General features: G+C 45.6%; 17 protein-coding genes. 13 read left to right on the top strand and 4 right to left on the bottom strand.

Features of this window, described 5'->3' with window-relative positions; genetic code table 11:
- Positions 1 to 76: 76 nt before the first annotated feature.
- On the bottom strand, positions 77 to 1,474 hold the full coding sequence (locus GLO7428_RS22640) for an amidase (protein WP_015190919.1): 1,398 nt from the start codon (positions 1,472 to 1,474) through the stop codon (positions 77 to 79).
- Positions 1,475 to 1,671: 197 nt separating this feature from the next.
- On the opposite strand from GLO7428_RS22640, the gene GLO7428_RS22635 reads away from it, so the two are divergent.
- On the top strand, positions 1,672 to 2,265 hold the full coding sequence (locus tag GLO7428_RS22635; protein WP_051038474.1) for a CatB-related O-acetyltransferase: 594 nt from the start codon (positions 1,672 to 1,674) through the stop codon (positions 2,263 to 2,265).
- Between the two features lie 103 nt (positions 2,266 to 2,368).
- On the opposite strand, the gene map is transcribed toward GLO7428_RS22635, so the two are convergent.
- Together map and GLO7428_RS22625 are read right to left on the bottom strand one after the other, a co-directional pair.
- Positions 2,369 to 3,196 carry a type I methionyl aminopeptidase gene (map, locus tag GLO7428_RS22630; protein ID WP_015190917.1) on the bottom strand — a complete coding sequence of 276 codons (828 nt, stop codon included), beginning with the start codon at positions 3,194 to 3,196 and terminating at the stop codon, positions 2,369 to 2,371.
- A gap of 185 nt (positions 3,197 to 3,381) precedes the next feature.
- Positions 3,382 to 6,216: a pitrilysin family protein gene (locus tag GLO7428_RS22625; RefSeq protein ID WP_015190916.1), complete on the bottom strand. Its 2,835-nt coding sequence runs from the start codon at positions 6,214 to 6,216 to the stop codon at positions 3,382 to 3,384.
- A gap of 388 nt (positions 6,217 to 6,604) precedes the next feature.
- On the opposite strand from GLO7428_RS22625, the gene GLO7428_RS22620 reads away from it, so the two are divergent.
- From GLO7428_RS22620 to cobA, 3 genes are all read left to right on the top strand, one after another.
- Positions 6,605 to 7,294 carry a manganese catalase family protein gene (locus tag GLO7428_RS22620; RefSeq protein WP_015190915.1) on the top strand — a complete coding sequence of 230 codons (690 nt, stop codon included), beginning with the start codon at positions 6,605 to 6,607 and terminating at the stop codon, positions 7,292 to 7,294.
- Between the two features lie 232 nt (positions 7,295 to 7,526).
- Positions 7,527 to 8,309, top strand: coding sequence for a sirohydrochlorin chelatase (locus GLO7428_RS22615; protein ID WP_015190914.1), 783 nt, complete (start codon positions 7,527 to 7,529; stop codon positions 8,307 to 8,309).
- Between the two features lie 3 nt (positions 8,310 to 8,312).
- Entirely contained in the window at positions 8,313 to 9,119 is an 807-nt protein-coding gene (gene cobA, locus GLO7428_RS22610) for a uroporphyrinogen-III C-methyltransferase (RefSeq protein WP_015190913.1), read from the top strand.
- 127 nt (positions 9,120 to 9,246) lie between these two features.
- Here cobA and GLO7428_RS22605 read toward each other — a convergent pair whose 3' ends face one another.
- Complete coding sequence (locus GLO7428_RS22605) at positions 9,247 to 10,152, bottom strand: aminoglycoside phosphotransferase family protein (protein ID WP_015190912.1); 906 nt, start codon at positions 10,150 to 10,152, stop codon at positions 9,247 to 9,249.
- A 297-nt stretch (positions 10,153 to 10,449) separates the two neighbouring features.
- Between GLO7428_RS22605 and GLO7428_RS22600 the strand changes: the two genes are divergently transcribed.
- From GLO7428_RS22600 to GLO7428_RS22560, 9 genes are all read left to right on the top strand, one after another.
- The gene (locus tag GLO7428_RS22600; RefSeq protein ID WP_015190911.1) at positions 10,450 to 11,379 is read left to right on the top strand and encodes an RluA family pseudouridine synthase; all 930 of its coding nucleotides are present in this window, start codon (positions 10,450 to 10,452) and stop codon (positions 11,377 to 11,379) included.
- Between the two features lie 636 nt (positions 11,380 to 12,015).
- Positions 12,016 to 12,534, top strand: a complete 519-nt coding sequence (locus GLO7428_RS22595; protein WP_015190910.1) for a phycocyanin subunit beta — start codon at positions 12,016 to 12,018, stop codon at positions 12,532 to 12,534.
- A 62-nt stretch (positions 12,535 to 12,596) separates the two neighbouring features.
- On the top strand, positions 12,597 to 13,085 hold the full coding sequence (cpcA, locus tag GLO7428_RS22590; protein ID WP_015190909.1) for a phycocyanin subunit alpha: 489 nt from the start codon (positions 12,597 to 12,599) through the stop codon (positions 13,083 to 13,085).
- Positions 13,086 to 13,212: 127 nt separating this feature from the next.
- Positions 13,213 to 14,091, top strand: coding sequence for a phycobilisome linker polypeptide (locus GLO7428_RS22585; RefSeq protein WP_015190908.1), 879 nt, complete (start codon positions 13,213 to 13,215; stop codon positions 14,089 to 14,091).
- Between the two features lie 98 nt (positions 14,092 to 14,189).
- Complete coding sequence (locus GLO7428_RS22580; RefSeq protein ID WP_015190907.1) at positions 14,190 to 14,516, top strand: phycobilisome linker polypeptide; 327 nt, start codon at positions 14,190 to 14,192, stop codon at positions 14,514 to 14,516.
- Between the two features lie 28 nt (positions 14,517 to 14,544).
- The gene (locus GLO7428_RS22575) at positions 14,545 to 14,793 is read left to right on the top strand and encodes a phycobilisome linker polypeptide (RefSeq protein ID WP_015190906.1); all 249 of its coding nucleotides are present in this window, start codon (positions 14,545 to 14,547) and stop codon (positions 14,791 to 14,793) included.
- 6 nt (positions 14,794 to 14,799) lie between these two features.
- On the top strand, positions 14,800 to 15,621 hold the full coding sequence (locus GLO7428_RS22570; protein WP_015190905.1) for a HEAT repeat domain-containing protein: 822 nt from the start codon (positions 14,800 to 14,802) through the stop codon (positions 15,619 to 15,621).
- Between the two features lie 22 nt (positions 15,622 to 15,643).
- A complete protein-coding gene (locus tag GLO7428_RS22565) occupies positions 15,644 to 16,270 on the top strand; it encodes a HEAT repeat domain-containing protein (RefSeq protein ID WP_015190904.1) in 627 nt (208 codons plus the stop codon).
- 44 nt (positions 16,271 to 16,314) lie between these two features.
- Positions 16,315 to 17,163, top strand: coding sequence for a phycobilisome rod-core linker polypeptide (locus GLO7428_RS22560; protein ID WP_015190903.1), 849 nt, complete (start codon positions 16,315 to 16,317; stop codon positions 17,161 to 17,163).
- The last annotated feature ends 16 nt before the right edge of the window (positions 17,164 to 17,179 follow it).

The raw sequence follows: 17,179 nt of genomic DNA, 5'->3' as shown, positions 1-17,179 counted from the left end.
CCTGCGTGGACTTTTGAATCAAAATAGTATGCGCAGACACACTTGGTTTCGTTAGCCTCGACTGCAATCGGAGGCTTCACACCGCGATCGCTGGACGATGTTGACTCAGTGTTATAGCGGCTTCGAGTTGTGCGGCTAAGGCGATTAAAGTCGGTTCTGCGGCGGGACGACCGACAAGTTGTATACCAATTGGTAAGCCATTATTATCAAAACCTGTGGGAAGTGCGATCGCGGGTTGACCGCTAGCATTAAATGGCGGACATGGTGCAATCCAGTTAACCATTTGTTGCAATGTCGCTTCTGCATTTAAATTAGCCCATTCACCAACAGTAATTGGCGGGTGCATATACGTTGGCGTGACTAGCACATCTACAGACTCAAAGAAGGCAACAATTCGACGGGCGATCGCTTGCATTTGTGATACAGCCCGTAAATAATCTCCCGCAGTTCCGCTTTGTGCGAGTAGCCACTGATTGAGTGGTTGCAGAACTTCTTGCGGAATCCCGCTAGCACCTACTGCGGATTGCCAAATGCGCGTAAAGGGTTCAATTAAGCCGCTAAAATCAGGGCAACCTGGTTCGACAATATGTCCCATGGTTTGTAGTTTTTTGACGGTATCGTGTACCGCTTGTTGACATACCGCATCGGCTTCCCCAATTGGTGGTATTGCTGTTGTAAACGCAATGCGTAAACGTCCTAATTGTTGCGTCGTTGCTGCAAGAAAACTTGGTTCAGGATCGGGTAGCCAATACGGATCGCCCGTGGTATAACCAGACATGACATCAAGTAACGCTGCTGCATCTGTAACTGTACGCGCAATCGGACCATTAGAAGAAAGACCACTCAAGCGATCGCCGACAGGTGCCCATGATACTCTACCGCGTGATGGCTTAATTCCAACTAAACCACAACAAAATGCGGGACCGCGAATCGATCCACCTGCGTCCGAACCTTGCGCGATCGCACACAACCCAGCGGCGACGGCTGCGGCTGCACCTCCACTCGAACCTCCTGCGGTATGATTTAAGTTCCAAGGATTGCGCGTTGGTGGAAATCCTGTGGGTTCGGTATAGGGAAAAGAACCGAGTTCGGATGTTGCGGTTTTTCCTAAGATTGTGAATCCTGCATGGCGAAGGCGCGTAACGACTCCATCATCGTAAGTGGCGATTTCGTTTTTTAAGACTGGAACGCCGTAAGTACAGGGAACACCCGCAACAGGATTGAGATCTTTAATTGCGGTCGGTACGCCAAAAAATGGTGGGAATTCGTCGCTTCTACTCAATAACTCTGTTTTGGCTTTCGCATCGGCGATCGCAGTTTCTGCCATGACAGTAAAATAACTACCAATTTGACCATCGAGTCGCTGAATGCGTTCTAAGTAAAGTTCGACTAATTCGAGGGGCGATACTTCACCGCTGCGGATTAACTGCGCTTGTTCGAGGGCGGAGGTAAAGGCTAAATCAGTTTTGTTCATAGTGAGTGATCTATCGCGATCGCATTCGCAAACGAGTCTAGCAGGAAATTCTTCTTCATCTTATAGTAGGGGTCAGAGATTAGAGGTCAGACGTTAGAGCGAGCAATGTCCTCAGCTATACTTCCATTGCTATAGATTTTTAATGAGGAGTACGCCGATTGACTCGATCTGGACCCGATCCCAACCGACCTTATCCGATGGTCGATCAGCGTCGTGTTTGCTTTATCAAAAATTTTATTAAAGCACCAAATATTATTGTTGGCGATTACTCGTACTACGACGATCCGGTCGATCCGGAAGGTTTTGAGAAAAATGTTTTGTATAACTACGGCGGCGATCGCTTAATTATTGGCAAATTCTGTGCCGTTGCCACAAATGTAAAGTTTATTATGAACGGCGCAAATCACAAACTTGATGGCATATCTACGTATCCTTTCCCGATTTTTGGACACGGTTGGGAAACTGCGCTTGATCAGGTAATGAATTTACCCAGCAAGGGCGATACTGTCATTGGCAACGATGTTTGGATTGGCTACGAATCGCTGATTATGCCAGGAGTTAAAATTGGTGACGGTGCAATCATTGCTGCAAGATCTGTCGTCGTAAAAGATATTCTCCCTTACACCGTTGCTGGCGGTAATCCTGCACAACGACTTAAGCAGCGATTTAGTGATGCAGAAATTGAGCAATTACTTGCAATTCGGTGGTGGGATTGGGATATTGATAAAATTACCCGCAATATTAATTTAATTATGGGTAGCGATGTGAATAGGCTATGCAATGCTTTATAAAGCACATTTTCAAAGATGGAATTTTAACCATACTTAAAGCAAAGAGGTAGTTTGTTGCGAGTCACATCCTACCTCCCTAAAAAGAAACGCTTTTAGAACTAGTCTAAACTTTTGTTCGATCTGTCAAAATCTCATAACCACTATCGGTGACTAATACGGTATGCTCGAACTGTGCTGAAAGCGAATTATCTACTGTTACTGCTGTCCAGCGATCGCTTAGTGTCCGAGTCAGTTTAGAACCAGCGTTTAAAATTGGTTCGATGGCGAGGGTCATTCCCGCCCTTAACTTCACGTTAGGCATTTCGCGCGTGCGGAAGTTAAACACAGAGGGTTCTTCATGAAGGTTACGACCGACACCATGACCTGTAAAATCTTCGACAATTACAAAGCCATTTGCTTCTACATGGTCTTGAATTGCGCCCGCAATATCCATGAGATAGTTTCCGGCTTTGACTTGTGCAATGCCTTTGTATAATGCTTCTTCGGCTACGCGAATCAATTTAGCAGCTTCAGAAGACACATCACCAACCGCAATCGTAATACACGAGTCACCGTGAAAGCCTTGGTGGTATGCGCCCGTATCAACTTTTAAAACGTCGCCGTTACGAATGACTTTCTTCGGATTAGGAATACCGTGGACAACTTCGTTGTTGATACTTGCGCAGATCGAACTAGGGAAGCCGTGATAGCCTTTGAAGCTAGGAGTTGCATCCATTTCGCGGATGCGCTTTTCGGCGTAAGCGTCTAAGTCTGCTGTTGTCATTCCTGGCTGTACCATCTCAGAAATTTCTTTGAGCACTGTAGCTACAATCTTTGCCGATTGACGCATGATCTCGATTTCACGCGCTGATTTGATTTCAATACCTCTGCGTTGCTTTTTCTGACGCGGGGCTTGAGTCGGTTGAGATAGTAAGTTGCTAAGAATGTTCATGAGATATCGATGTAATGACTGAGGGTATGCAGAATGACGACTACAGCAGATTTTTTTGCTGTCAATCAATTGAGCGATCGCCGTAGTTTTGGCATTTTTATCAAGTATTACTTTCTATTCTAAAGTAATTTATCTTATCGCTACAGACGAGCGCGCACAGCATAGCACTAAAGCGATCGCAATTTTCATCGGTTGATGGCGCTTCTTCCAGGTCCGGCGGTAACGACGACAATATTGTTTGGTTGCAACAACTCTTTTGCTGCTTGATTAACTTGAGTCAGCGTTACTGAATTCAACTTTTGCGGAAACGCACGTAATTCTGCTGCACCTAGTCCATAGACTGCATTCATCAAAATTTGAGTTGCAATGCTATCAGGATTAGCTAAAGAAACGGTATATCCGCTTGTGAGCGATCGCTTCGCGGTATCGAGTTCGTTTTGACTGACACCTTGATTGTGAACTTGCTGTAACAATTGAGTGGTGCTAGCAATTGCCCGCGCTGCATCTTCTGGGGAGGTTTGCATTTGAATTAAAAATGGACCAGCGTTTCTACCTGCTTGGAAATAGCTATAAATGCCATAAGTTAATCCTTGGCGATCGCGAATTTCAGTACCTAGACGACTTGACAGCGTATCTCCACCTAAGATTTGATTTAATAGCAAAGCACTATAGTAGCGCGGATCGCGTCGCTCAATGCCGCGATAACCCATCAACGTAATTGCTTGAGTTTTGCCAGGTAGAACAGGACTGCGCCGGATTACAGATTGAGGTAGCGACACTTGCGGGTAATTCACCGTAGGCGGTTTACCTGGAGATCGCCAGTTTTTCAATTGTTGTTCGAGAAGCGATCGCACTTGTTGCGGTTCAAAGTCTCCAACTAAAGTTAAAATCACTTGATCGGGGCGATAATGCTGCTGATAGAAACGCATCACATCTGCGCGGCTAATTTGCTGCAAGCTTTCTGCGGTGGGGAAGCTATGGTAAGGATGATTTGGAGGATAAATTGTCTGTTGAAATTGGCGTCGCGCTACCTGCGCAGGTGAATCTAACTCTAGCTTTAAATTCGTCAAAGCACGTTTTCGTGCGAGTTCCAATTCATTCGCAGGAAAATTCGCATTTTGCATCACATCCGCAAACGTCTCAATTAAAACGGGTAAATCTGTCGCTAAGCTGTAGCCAGTCGCGTCCACTCCTTCGCGAAAAGCCGCGAATTCCAACCTTGCGCCGCGATTTTCTAGCGATGCAGCTAATGTTTGCGCATCTTTCGTCTTTGTGCCATTCATCAAATTATCTGCGGTGAGTGCAGCTAGTCCAGCTTTCGTATTAATATCGTGTTCAGAACCTGCTTTGATGTAGCCACTGAGTGTCACTGTCGGCGTACTTTTATCGGGTAAAAGTAAGACTTCTAGCCCATTTGTCAGTTTAAATTGCTCAGGTAACTGACGCGCGGTTGGTGTTGCTGATTCGATGGGTGGTAGGTATTTGGCAACTTCTGCGGGGTCAACGGGTGGTCCTGCGGTGAAGCTTTCGTGCGTTTGCGTTGCATCTGCTGCGCCAACAGACTGATCTGCGGCGATCGCTGTTGGTTCAAAAAAGCCGACTCTGCGTTTTTCTGGTTGCAAGTAAGTATTTGCAACGCGTTGGACATCCGCTGCTGTGACTTGTTCGATTGCGGCTAAATAGCGGTCTGTAAAACGATAATTACCCGCTGTTGTTTGGTCATAACCGAGTTGCATTGCTTGCGAGGTAATATCGCGATTACTTAAAATGACTGTCGCTTTGACTAAGGCTTTCGCGCGGTTAACTTCTGCTTGCGTAACGCCTTTTGTTTGCAGTTGCGCGATCGCCTGTTGCATCACACCATCGATTTTAGACAATGCTTGACCTGGCGCGGCGGTTGCTGCAAGGTTATACCAACCAGATGATTTCATGCTAGCGACATAACCGCCAGCATCGCTTGCCAACCCCGATTCGATTAATGCTTGATACAGCCGTGAATTCCTACCTTCGCTGAGAATGTAATCCATGACATCGAGCGCTGGTACATCGGGATGATTAACGTTCGGTAATGGATAAACTGTCTGTAATGAAGCTGCTGCGCCTGGTTCGCGCAAGACAATTGGCGTATTAGCTATTTGCGGCTCGTTGTTTGTGTTAGACTCTGGTCTACGACTTTGAACGAGTAGCGATCGCAATTTCTCTGTTCTACTAGCGCTAAGCGTTGACTCTTGATTGGGGATTTTGCCGAAAGTCTCATTAATCGTTGCTAAAGTTGTATCTGTATCAAAATCCCCCACAACAACTAAAGTTGCATTCTCTGGGCTGTAGTAATTACGGTAGTATTCGCGGACTTGCTCGACTGTAAAGTTTTGCACATCGGCTTGTGTCCCGCCGATAGGTAATCCGTAAGGGCTATTAGGAAACACTGCCCGCATGACAGCGCGACTAAGGCGATAGCCTGGGTCATTTTCGTATCCTTGCAACTCAGAGATGACAACTCGTTTTTCACTTTCGAGTTCCTCGGCATTAATTAACGCATTTTGCATCCGGTCTGCTTCTAGCGTTAGCAATGCTTGCAACTTGTTGCGTTCTACTGTCCCAAAGTAAGCCGTTTGGTCGTAGCTGGTAAACGCATTCGAGTCACTTCCTAAAGCACTAAATAAGCGTCCAAACTGAATCGGGCGATCAGTTGTTCCTTTGAATAACATATGTTCTAATTGGTGCGCAATGCCATTCACTCCTGGTGCTTCATCCCGCGAACCAATTTGATACCACAATTGTACGCTCACGACGGGCGCGGTACGAACTTCTTTTGTCAATACTGTTAGCCCATTTTCTAGTACTGTCTTGCGGACATTTTCTGTTACTGAGAGCGGTTGATTGACTACTGATGCATTCGTCTCAGCCTGTACAGGTGCTGGTTGTGTTGCAGCCCAACTACTATTTAGTAGTAAAACTCCACTTAGGCAAAAGCTAAATAATAAAATGGCTAGCCGCTGGCGGCGTTTGGAGAAGAACACGAGTATTTATTCCTTATAACTCAGACTTTTTTATATTTTCAATCGACCTTCGCGGACTATTTTTGTTTCCTTTTCGCTTCGCAGTCAATCTCCTTTATTGACTGCGACAAGCGTATGTATAATATGTAACCTTAATTATGTGTTATGTCATACACTATTATCAGTTGGAAAAAAGCATAAAAAACCTCAAAAATGCCAACTTTGGGTAGAAAAACTTGACTGCAAAATCTTTCTTCCGGTGTAAGTATGAGTTAGCTATCGAGACTAACATTTTAATAAAGATTACAAACCCGTCTGAAATTAAATTTAAGTTGGTTAATTGCAGGAATTTTACCACAAATTATCCAACTGAATTTAATACACCGCAGTCAAAGAGAGGGAGAATACTGTGTTTTTTCACAAAAAAGAACCAATTCACGTTGTCAATATTGATGAAGCAAACCCCCGTTTTGCCCAGCTACTGCTAGAGCAGTTTGGGGGAGCAACAGGCGAACTTTCTGCTGCTTTACAATACTGGGTGCAGTCATTCCATGTTGAGCATTCTGGCATCAAAGATATGCTTCAGGATATTGCAATTGAGGAATTCGGTCATTTAGAAATGGTCGGTAAGCTGATTGAAGCGCACACTAAAAATGTAGACCAGACAGAAGCCTACAAAAGTACATTGTTTGCCGTACGTGGTATGGGACCTCATTTCTTGGACAGCCAAGGTAACGCTTGGACGGCTACCTATCTCAATGAAGGTGGTAATGTAGTCCGCGACCTACGCGCTAATATCGCGGCTGAAGCGGGTGCGCGTCAAACCTATGAGGATCTTATCAAATTAGCCCCTGATGAGGGTACTAAGAAAACTTTAGTACATCTACTCACGAGAGAAATTTCTCACACTCAGATGTTCATGAAAGCTTTGGACTCTCTGGGTAAGCTTACCGATCCATTCTTCGGTGAAATTCAGCCGGATGAAACCGTAGATATCTATTATAATCTCTCTACAAACGGTAAGCAAGACGAGCGCGGTCCTTGGAACTCTGAACCAACCTTCCGCTATATTGCAGACCCAGTCGCGGATAAGCAATAAGATACCTAGTTTTCGAGCGTAAGAAATAGATTTGAAAAGGTCAGTAGGAATTTAACCTGCTGACCTTTCATATTTTTATAAGATATAGATTCTTAATCGCTAAAATCAGAGTTATCCAAAATTTTGACTGAGTTAGAGTCGTAAGAAACAGACAAAAATGATACAGAATAAATCAAGAAGAAGGTTTTAATTATAATAGCTAAGAGATAACAATATTGATATTACTTGGTTGATGCCATCTGCTTATTTGCTAGTATCACATGGAAGTCGCGACCCGCGACCTGAATTTGCTATGGAGCAGTTGGTAAGATTGCTTGCTGACTCGTCAGCACAAATCAGCGCAAGCAATCAACAGCAGTGTAGAGATCGTTTCTATCGCGCGTCCACACTCAGTGTCAGTTCCATTAAGCCGCCACTTGTTGACAAAGCCTGTTTAGAGTTAAGTTCGCTATCATTAGCGCAGCAAATCAAGGAATTTAGCGATCGCGCGCTGACCCAAGGTTACAAAAAAATACAGATCGTCCCAGTCTTTTTACTACCAGGAACGCACGTTAAAGAAGATATTCCCGCACAAGTAGCGATCGCTCAACAAACTATAGGAAACGAAGTCACAATTAATTTGCGACCGCATCTCGGTACGCATCCAGGTTTGGTGCGTCTGTTAGCTGCAACGATGACTCGTAACGACATGACCAGTTGGATTTTATTATCGCACGGTAGCCGCCGCCCTGGTGCGAAAGAACCCGTGAAAGCCATAGCCAAGCAGTTGAATGCCGTAGATGCTTATTGGGCAGTTGCACCGAGTTTAGAGGCACGCATACAAGCATTAGTTACCGCAGGTCATCAGCAAATCGGGATTTTACCCTACTTTCTTTTTGCTGGAGGAATTACCGATGCGATCGCGCAACTCGTAGCACAATTACAAGCGTCTTTTAGGACAAAGTTACATTTGACCGAACCAATCGGCGCGAGTGCGGAGTTAGCTGGTTTAATTTGGGACTTGGTTGAAAAATGAACAATGCACGCGGAGAAAGAAGAATTGGGTAAGGTTTATTTAGTGGGTGCGGGACCTGGAGATCCAGGGTTAATGACGCTTAAAGGAAAAGGATTATTAGAGTGTGCAGATGTTGTCATCTATGATGCATTAGTGAGTCCGGCAATTTTGATGATGATTAACCCGCAAGCGGAAAAAATTCATGCGGGAAAACGTCGCGGGCGTCATTCGTTGATTCAGGATGAGATTACGCAACTTTTAATTGAAAAAGCCCAAGACAACGCGATTGTAGTACGGCTAAAAGGCGGCGATCCGTTTGTTTTTGGTCGCGGTGGTGAGGAAATGGCAGACTTGATTCAGGCAGGAATCCCCGTTGAAGTTGTTCCTGGAATTACTTCGGGTATTGCTGCACCTGCTTATGCAGGAATTCCGTTAACGCATCGTAGCTATAGTTCTTCAGTAACATTCGTAACAGGTCACGAAGCCGCAGGCAAGTATAGCCCAATCGTCAATTGGCACGCGATCGCGCATGGTTCCGAAACGATCGTCATCTACATGGGAATTCACAATCTCCCGCATATTATCGAACAGTTACACGCCGCCGGATTAAGTTTAGAAACACCCATTGCTTTAGTCCGCTGGGGTACGCGCCCCGAACAAGAAGAGTTGATTGGGACAATAGAAACAATTGTGTCGCAGATGGAAGCGAAACAATTTAGCGCACCGGCGATCGCGGTGATTGGCAATGTCGTAAAAATGCATGAGATTCTGTCTAGCTGTCGCCCACTGGAAAAGATAGGTACGGCTGATGTAAAAGACGCCCAGCTTTAAGTAAAATTCTTCCTCAAAATAGTTTTCCCTATGTAAAGTGACATCAGTAGTCGGAGGGCATCGGCGAATGTGACATTAGCACTATGTAGTGTCACTGCCGAAATGGTTTCTTGAGCATAGTGATGGGTCATTGCTGAGCATCAGCAAGCACTTCATCGATTACGTATCGCGCTTTTTCCGCTTCTATGGGGTTGGTCTTGATATGTTCGACAAGTGTAATCAGCGCCTTCCACAGTGCCCAACCTCTACCTCGCGCCCAGGTTGCGCTATCTACTGGAACAGACGCACGAAATGCTTGCCGACTTTCCCCGCTCAATAGTGTCCACGCAATAGTCAAGTCGCAAGCAGGATCGCCGACTCCTAAACACCCAAAGTCAATGACAGCAATCAATTGTCCTTTTTTCACTAGCAGATTCGCTGCACTGACATCTCCATGAACCCAAACGGGTGAACCGTGCCATGCTGCCTCAAGGGCTGCTTCCCACACTGCGATCGCTGCGTCGGTATCAATCTCATTCTCTAAAGTTGCCACTGACTGTCGGGTATCTGCATCGTAAATTGTTAGCGACCCACCACGAAAAAAGTTATGCGACCCAGGCGGTGGACCATCTGCTGGATCGATCCGCTGCAAGGCAGCAAGGAACTGAGCAAGCGCGATCGCAAATTGATGGAGATCAGCTATACGCTCAATCGCAGCGTTCTCACCTTCCAGCCAACGATAGATAGACCAGTGCCAGGGATAGCCATTGGCAGGGACGCCCATCGCAAGAGGGATAGGGATTGGAAGCGGTAGAAGTGGCGCAAGTTTCGGCAACCATTGGTGTTCTTTTCCTACTTGAGCCGAGTAACTTTGGGCGCTTGGCAGTCTCACAGACATATTTTCGCCTAAATGAAAGGTTCTATTGTCCACTCCACCGAATGTAACTGGTTTGATAGGAAGCTTCGCCCATTGGGGAAACTGTATGGCGACCAACTGCTCTACAAGTGATACGTTGATGTCTACTTTTGTGAAAGGCTCGTCACCAGAGTGCATAAGAACCGTTCGCTTTTTTGTAGTGTATATACTACATACTACAATGTGTTTAAAAATGCTACAACGGTTTTGAAATCGTAGAAGTCGTCAGTGTTATCTAAAGCGTTGAGGTTGTGTCTTGGTGTCTAACGGCACGTAGCAGTAAAAATACTTCCTATATCACTAGATTTAATTTTTGATAATGTAAAACTCTTAAAAAATATGTAGTAATTTGTCAGCCGAATGTAATTCGTTTTCAAAACAAAATTTAGATTGGCCACAATAGAAATTGATGATTTCTGCTGAGTTGATTCTGAATTGATAATCGCCATTCAAGTACAAGCACAAAGCGATCGCCTTGACCGTTATTTGGCACAAGAATTATCTGATTTGTCGCGATCGCGCATTCAACACCTGATCGAACAAGGACAAGTACAACTTAACGATCGAGTTTGTACCTCCAAAAAAATCACGATAAAACCAGGCGATCGCATTACAGTTGAAATTCCCGATGCACAACCACTCGATTTGCAACCGGAAGATATTCCCTTAGATATTCTTTATGAAGATGACTCGCTGTTAATTATTAATAAACCAGCAGGGCTAGTTGTTCATCCTGCACCTGGTCATGCTGGTGGTACCCTCGTCAATGCCTTACTCGCGCACTGTCCTAATTTACCTGGAATTGGCGGCGTACAGCGCCCTGGAATTGTGCATCGTTTAGATAAAGATACGACAGGGGCGATCGCGATTGCCAAAACCGACTTTGCGCAACAACATCTGCAAGCACAACTCAAAGCAAAAACTGCGCGTAGAGAATATCTCGGTGTTGTCTATGGTGTTCCGAAATCAGAGAGTGGTACAGTTGACTTTCCCATCGGTCGTCATCCGGTAGATCGCAAGAAAATGGCGGTTGTCTCTGTGGAGAAAGGGGGACGTTCTGCGGTTACGCACTGGCAGACTTTGGAGCGATTAGGTAATTATACGTTGATGCACTTTCAGCTAGAAACAGGACGTACGCATCAAATTCGCGTTCATAGTGCTGCGCTGGGTCATCCGATTGTGGGCGATCCTGTTTACAGTTCGGGTCATTCGGTTGGGGTGAATCTTCCAGGACAAGCACTACACGCCTGGAAACTTAAGTTACAGCATCCTATGAGTGGTGAATTTATTGAAGCGATCGCGCCTTTGCCTGCTAGTTTCACTACGCTTTTGCAAGTTTTGCGTCGTCGGATGGCGATCGCTTGATTGGGGTGCTGGTTTTGTGTTAACGAGTTGCGATCGCAGCTAAACTTCACCGACTGATTAGCTAAAGAATTGCAACAACTAATAGAAATATTTAGATACAACTCGTTTGTATTTCTTAATATTTTGTATTTAGATGCAATGACCATGAATAGGTTAGAAGCCTTGCTCTACAGGATATAGAGAAAAGGTAAAGAAAAAATAAAGAAAAAATGTCGAGCTTAAATAAGTATAATTACGTGAAGTTTTGTTACAGCTAAAAATGCTTTTTATAAAGTGCAATCAATGTGTAGAAAGGGTTTGAGCTTTTATTTAGCAAGTACGGGAAAAACTTAACAACTTGTAAAAAACAATGACACGAGGGCATTGTATAAAGATTACCTGGAGGGGTTAAGTAACAGGCAAAAGCAACAAAAACACTTATCCATCAAGTAAACGACTTTCTCATAAAAGTCACACACCTTCTCAGATTTCTCTCTTGTACCGTTTGATCCCCAACTAACGACCAAGAGCAACTGAGAATAGCTTGAAAAAGTGTTTTGAGTAAAGTCTGTTGCGGTCAATTCCAACCGCATACAACAACATTCCTGATTTTAAAAACAGCACTCTACTTTTCGCTCATTTAGGAGAATAAAGTCGATGTTAGATGCATTCGCCAAAGTAGTATCCCAAGCTGACTCAAGAGGTGAGTTCTTAAGCAGCGAGCAATTAGACGCACTCACCAACATGGTAAAAGACGGCAACAAGCGCTTGGATACAGTGAACCGCATCACCAGCAACGCTTCGAGCATTGTTACCGATGCAGCCCGTGCGTTGTTTGAAGAGCAGCCTCAGTTGATCCAACCAGGCGGAAATGCTTACACCAACCGTCGTATGGCTGCTTGCTTACGCGACATGGAAATCATCTTGCGCTATGTAACATATGCTGTAATGGCTGGTGATGCTAGCGTACTTGACGATCGCTGCTTGAATGGTCTGCGCGAAACGTACCAAGCTTTGGGCGTACCTGGTGGTTCAGTTGCAGCTGGCGTGCAAAAAATGAAAGATGCTGCTATCAAGATTGCTAACGACCCCAACGGTATTACCCAAGGTGATTGCAGCCAATTAATGTCTGAAGTAGCTAGCTACTTTGACCGCGCTGCTTCTGCTGTTGCCTAATATTTTCAAAGCTTATATAGCTGAATTAAACTTCGAGAAAACAAAAAGGAGATATTGCAACAATGAAAACCCCAATTACAGAAGCAATCGGCGCTGCGGATACCCAAGGTCGTTTTTTAAGCAACACCGAATTACAAGCTATTAATGGTCGCTTTGACCGTGCAGCAGCCAGCATGGAAGCTGCAAGAGCATTGACTCAAAAGTCACAGCAACTCATTGACGGAGCCGCACAAGCAGTTTATCAGAAGTTTCCTTACACCACCCAAATGCAAGGACCTCAGTATGCTGCTGATTCGCGCGGTAAATCCAAGTGTGCGCGTGACATTGGTCACTACCTACGCATGGTAACTTACTGCCTAGTTGCTGGTGGTACAGGTCCAATGGACGAGTACTTAATTGCTGGTTTGGATGAAATCAACCGCTCTTTCGACCTATCTCCTAGCTGGTACGTCGAAGCATTGAAGCACATCAAGTCCAACCATGGCTTGCAAGGTCAAGCAGCTAACGAAGCCAACACATACATTGACTACGCTATCAACGCCCTGAGCTAGTATTCAGGTGCGATGCCCGGAAGAGTAAGCGAGTGTTGGCGCAAAAAGCTAGCAGTTGCTAATTTTTCCGGGCATTGTTTTTCCAATTTTGCAGAATCAAAAATTTATTGCGTTGGGAGAACCGTTGATGAGCGCTTTAATGGTAAACAATTTAGCAGCCGCAGGGCGTTTAGGGCTTTCGGCGTTTGATGCTTCATCAAGAGTTGAGTTGCGACCCGATTGGACAGAAGATGACATTCAGACCGTTATTCGTGCTGTTTATCGTCAGGTATTAGGCAACGACTATGTGATGCAAGCAGAACGTCTAACATCTGCGGAATCGCTTCTACGGCAAGGAAATATCACAGTTCGCGATTTTGTTCGCGCCGTCGCTAAATCAGATTTATACAAAAACAAGTTTTTCTATCCAAATTCAAATCAACGCTTTGTTGAACTCAATTTCAAGCATCTTTTAGGTCGCGCACCATATAGCGAAGAAGAACTAGCTTATCATACGCAACTGTGTGAGGAGCAAGGTTACGATGCTGAGATTGATTCGCATATCGATAGCATTGAATACGAAAACAGCTTTGGTAATAACGTTGTTCCGTATTATCGCGGCTTTATGGTCGAGCCAGGCGTGCAAACCACTGGTTTTACACGGATGTTCCGGCTGTATCGCGGATATGCGACAAGCGATCGCGGCACTGTAGGCGGCAAATCGCCTCGGTTAATGCGCGAACTCGGACGCAACCAAGCTTCCAACATTGTGCAACCTGCTGGTAGTGGTTCCACCTGGAAACACGCGGCAATTCCTGCGGATGCTGCACCCCGAAAAGCCCTGGGTGGCACTCCTGAAGAAAGCGGACGGATGTACCGCATTGAAGTGACGGGAATTCTGCAACCTGGATATCCCAAAGTCCGCCGGAGTAGTACTGCATTTTTAGTGCCTTACGAACGGCTGTCGCAGAAGTACCAAGAAATCACCAAAAAAGGTGGCAGGATCGTCAGCGTCACCCCAGCATGAGGGACAAGGCAATGCCTTGCCCGCACTAAGGCATTGCCTATCTCAAACTGAGTACCTCCAATTTAAAGTCTAAATACTACAGGGAAAGACAAATAAAAATGTTTGGTCAAACTGGACTTGGCAGTGGCAGACTCAGCAACGCCGAAAATCGGATGTTTCGCTACGAAGTCAGAGGAATGCGTCAGACATACGAAAACGATCAACTCAGTTATCCGATTCGCAGTAGCGGCAGTTTCTTCATTAGCGTCCCCTACAATCGGATGAATGAAGAAATGCAGCGCATTCACCGCATGGGTGGCACCATTGTGAGTATTGAACCGCTGACGATTGATGGTAATAGCCAAGCTAAAAGCGAAGCAACCGCAGTGACGCAAAACCTAGAAGCTGAAGGTAAGAACAAAGCGGCAGGCGCAGATAAGGATTAGACCTTACTACAGGAGAGACAAAGCAGTCATGTTTGGTCAAACAACCGTTGGAAACGGAGGCGTATCCTCTAACGCCAGTCGCGTATTTCGTTATGAAGTTGTTGGTTTGCGTCAGAACCAAGAAACTGACAAAAATAATTACGATATCCGCCGTAGTGGTAGTGTATTTGTTACAGTTCCCTACAACCGCATGAACGAGGAAATGCAGCGGATTACCCGTTTAGGTGGCAAGATTGTCAGTATTCAACCGTTAAGCGTTGATGCTAATGATTCTTAAGAGCTAATGCAGGATTCTAATCGGTCAGAAGATTCCGTAGCAGAAACACAAGGACTTACTGTAGAACAGGCGATCGCCAACCTTCGATCGCCTGATTTGAGCTTGCGCTACTATGCAGCTTGGTGGTTGGGTAAATTTCGCGTCAACGCACCAAGAGCAGTAGAAGCTTTAATCGCAGCATTAGAAGACGAAGACGATCGCACAGAATTAGGAGGATACCCGCTGCGGCGCAACGCGGCTAGAGCCTTAGGAAAACTTGGTGACACGCAAGCCGTACCTGGATTGATTCGCTGTCTAGCGTGTGAAGATTATTACGTCCGCGAAGCAGCGGCACAATCACTAGGAATGTTAGACGCACCAAGCGCAATTCCCACATTAATGGAATTATTAACAGGTGGTGTAGAGGTCGCTGTACCAGTTCCAGGGCGTCCGCACTTGACTCAACCTTATGACTCGGTAATTGAAGCTTTGGGTGCGTTACAAGCAAAGCAAGCAGTATCGCTCATTCAACCATTTTTAGAACATCCTCAAGCTAAAGTTCAATATGCGGCAACGCGAGCTATGTATCAGTTGACGCAGGAAGATCGCTACGGTCAACGCTTGATGCAAGCTTTAGAAGGTGACGATCTACAACTGCGCCGCACAGCACTGAGCGATTTAGGTGCAATTGGTTATTTCCCAGCACGCGAAGCGATCGCTCGTTGTGCCGCCGAAAACAGCTTCAAACTGCTAGCGCTGAAAGGACTGCTAGAACATCAAGCCAAACAGCACGAAACACCAACTCAAGACGCGATCCAAGTCATGAACCTCATGGACTCCCTCTTATAAACCCTGACCTCCGACCCCTATAATGACCGAAGCACAAGCCCTCATTCGCGCCGTCGAACAAGCCGACTCTGCCCCGCGCTTAGTCGCAGCAGTCAGGGATTTGGCAGCCGCTGAAGTCGCAGCAGGGATATCGACGCTGATTGCCGTCTTGGGTTATAACAATCCTACCGCCGCTGTCGCAGCAGTACAGGGATTAATTCAAATCGGTAGTCCAGCGGTACAACCGTTAATTGAACAACTTGACGATTACAACTACGGCGCAAGAGCGTATGCAATTCGAGCCTTAGCAGCGATCGCTGACCCGCGTGCTTTGGATATTCTACTCGCTTCGGCAGCGACCGATTTTGCTCCAAGTGTCCGGCGTGCGGCTGCTAAAGGGCTTGGGAATTTACGCTGGAGTGAATTATCTACACAACAGCAAACTGCTGCCCAAGCAAAAGCGTTAGAGACTTTAGCGTTCATTGCCCAAGATGCAGACTGGTCGATTCGCTACGCTGCGGTTGTTGGCTTACAAGGGCTAGCAACAACGTCCGAACTGACACCGCAAATTCAGGATAAGTTTGCGCAAATTTTAGAAACCGAAAAAGATGCGGCAGTGCGATCGCGCGTGCAATTGGCTCAATCGCAATTATTCAGTACAACTTTTTAAAACAAATTTTTACTGTTTTTATTCACTACTATAAGGCTGTCAAAATGTCAATACCTCTACTTGAAATCACCCCGACTACCCAAAATCAACGCGTTGCTGGCTACGAAGTTCCAGACGAAGACGACCCAAGAATGTATCGCATGACCGATGTGACATCAGATACAGACGTTAACGAACTTATCTGGGCAGCGTATCGACAAATTTTTAGCGAACACTTGATTTTAGAAACGTATCGTCAACCATTTCTAGAATCACAACTGCGCAATCGAGCTATTACCGTCCGCGATTTTGTGCGCGGGTTAGGGAAATCGGATGTTTACCGCGAATTGGTAGGCGAAACAAATTCTAACTATCGTTTAGTAGATATCACCTTCAAGCGATTCTTAGGACGCGCGACTTACGGGAAAGACGAACAGATTTCTTGGTCAATCGTGATTGCAACACGAGGCTTGAACGGGTTTATCGACGCGATCGTAGATGGTGAAGAGTATCGGCAGAATTTTGGCGATGATGTGGTGCCATATCAGCGGCGTCGCTTCAACGAACGTCCATTTAATTTAGTCAATCCGCGTTATGGAGCGTACTGGCGCGATCGCCAGACATTACAATCCATATCAGGACGTTCTTATTATCAGGTACGACGGACACAAAATATGCCCAAACAAGAAGCTGCACGTCAAGCAATTCCCGACACCTTTTTTGCAATGGCAGGAAGCCTATTACCAAACGAGCGTAACTATCAGCGAACCGTTGCTAGCGTCACCTCACAAGTCAAAAATCTGGAAATTCCTGATATGACTCGCGGGGAAAATTCCTTACAGCGTGCCGTTAAACCCACCGAAGTTGCTTTGCCTTATCGCTATATTCCCTCGGCTAATCCCAAAGTAGATTGATGCGTAACTCAGTAAC

The sequence above is a fragment of the Gloeocapsa sp. PCC 7428 genome (genome assembly GCF_000317555.1).
In the GTDB taxonomy this organism is placed as follows: domain Bacteria; phylum Cyanobacteriota; class Cyanobacteriia; order Cyanobacteriales; family Chroococcidiopsidaceae; genus Chroogloeocystis.
The sequence above is the reverse complement of the archived record's forward strand: the minus strand, read 5'-3'. Positions and strand labels throughout refer to the sequence as shown.

Coding starts and splice junctions, on each gene's coding strand:
- GLO7428_RS22580 (WP_015190907.1), top strand. CDS start 14,190: ATGTTTGGTCAAACTGGACTTGGCAGTGGCAGACTCAGCAACGCCGAA.
- GLO7428_RS22575 (WP_015190906.1), top strand. CDS start 14,545: ATGTTTGGTCAAACAACCGTTGGAAACGGAGGCGTATCCTCTAACGCC.
- map (WP_015190917.1), bottom strand. CDS start 3,196: ATGAACATTCTTAGCAACTTACTATCTCAACCGACTCAAGCCCCGCGT.
- GLO7428_RS22585 (WP_015190908.1), top strand. CDS start 13,213: ATGAGCGCTTTAATGGTAAACAATTTAGCAGCCGCAGGGCGTTTAGGG.
- GLO7428_RS22560 (WP_015190903.1), top strand. CDS start 16,315: ATGTCAATACCTCTACTTGAAATCACCCCGACTACCCAAAATCAACGC.
- GLO7428_RS22565 (WP_015190904.1), top strand. CDS start 15,644: ATGACCGAAGCACAAGCCCTCATTCGCGCCGTCGAACAAGCCGACTCT.
- GLO7428_RS22615 (WP_015190914.1), top strand. CDS start 7,527: ATGCCATCTGCTTATTTGCTAGTATCACATGGAAGTCGCGACCCGCGA.
- GLO7428_RS22570 (WP_015190905.1), top strand. CDS start 14,800: ATGCAGGATTCTAATCGGTCAGAAGATTCCGTAGCAGAAACACAAGGA.
- GLO7428_RS22595 (WP_015190910.1), top strand. CDS start 12,016: ATGTTAGATGCATTCGCCAAAGTAGTATCCCAAGCTGACTCAAGAGGT.
- cpcA (WP_015190909.1), top strand. CDS start 12,597: ATGAAAACCCCAATTACAGAAGCAATCGGCGCTGCGGATACCCAAGGT.
- GLO7428_RS22605 (WP_015190912.1), bottom strand. CDS start 10,152: ATGCACTCTGGTGACGAGCCTTTCACAAAAGTAGACATCAACGTATCA.
- GLO7428_RS22635 (WP_051038474.1), top strand. CDS start 1,672: ATGGTCGATCAGCGTCGTGTTTGCTTTATCAAAAATTTTATTAAAGCA.
- GLO7428_RS22640 (WP_015190919.1), bottom strand. CDS start 1,474: ATGAACAAAACTGATTTAGCCTTTACCTCCGCCCTCGAACAAGCGCAG.
- cobA (WP_015190913.1), top strand. CDS start 8,313: ATGCACGCGGAGAAAGAAGAATTGGGTAAGGTTTATTTAGTGGGTGCG.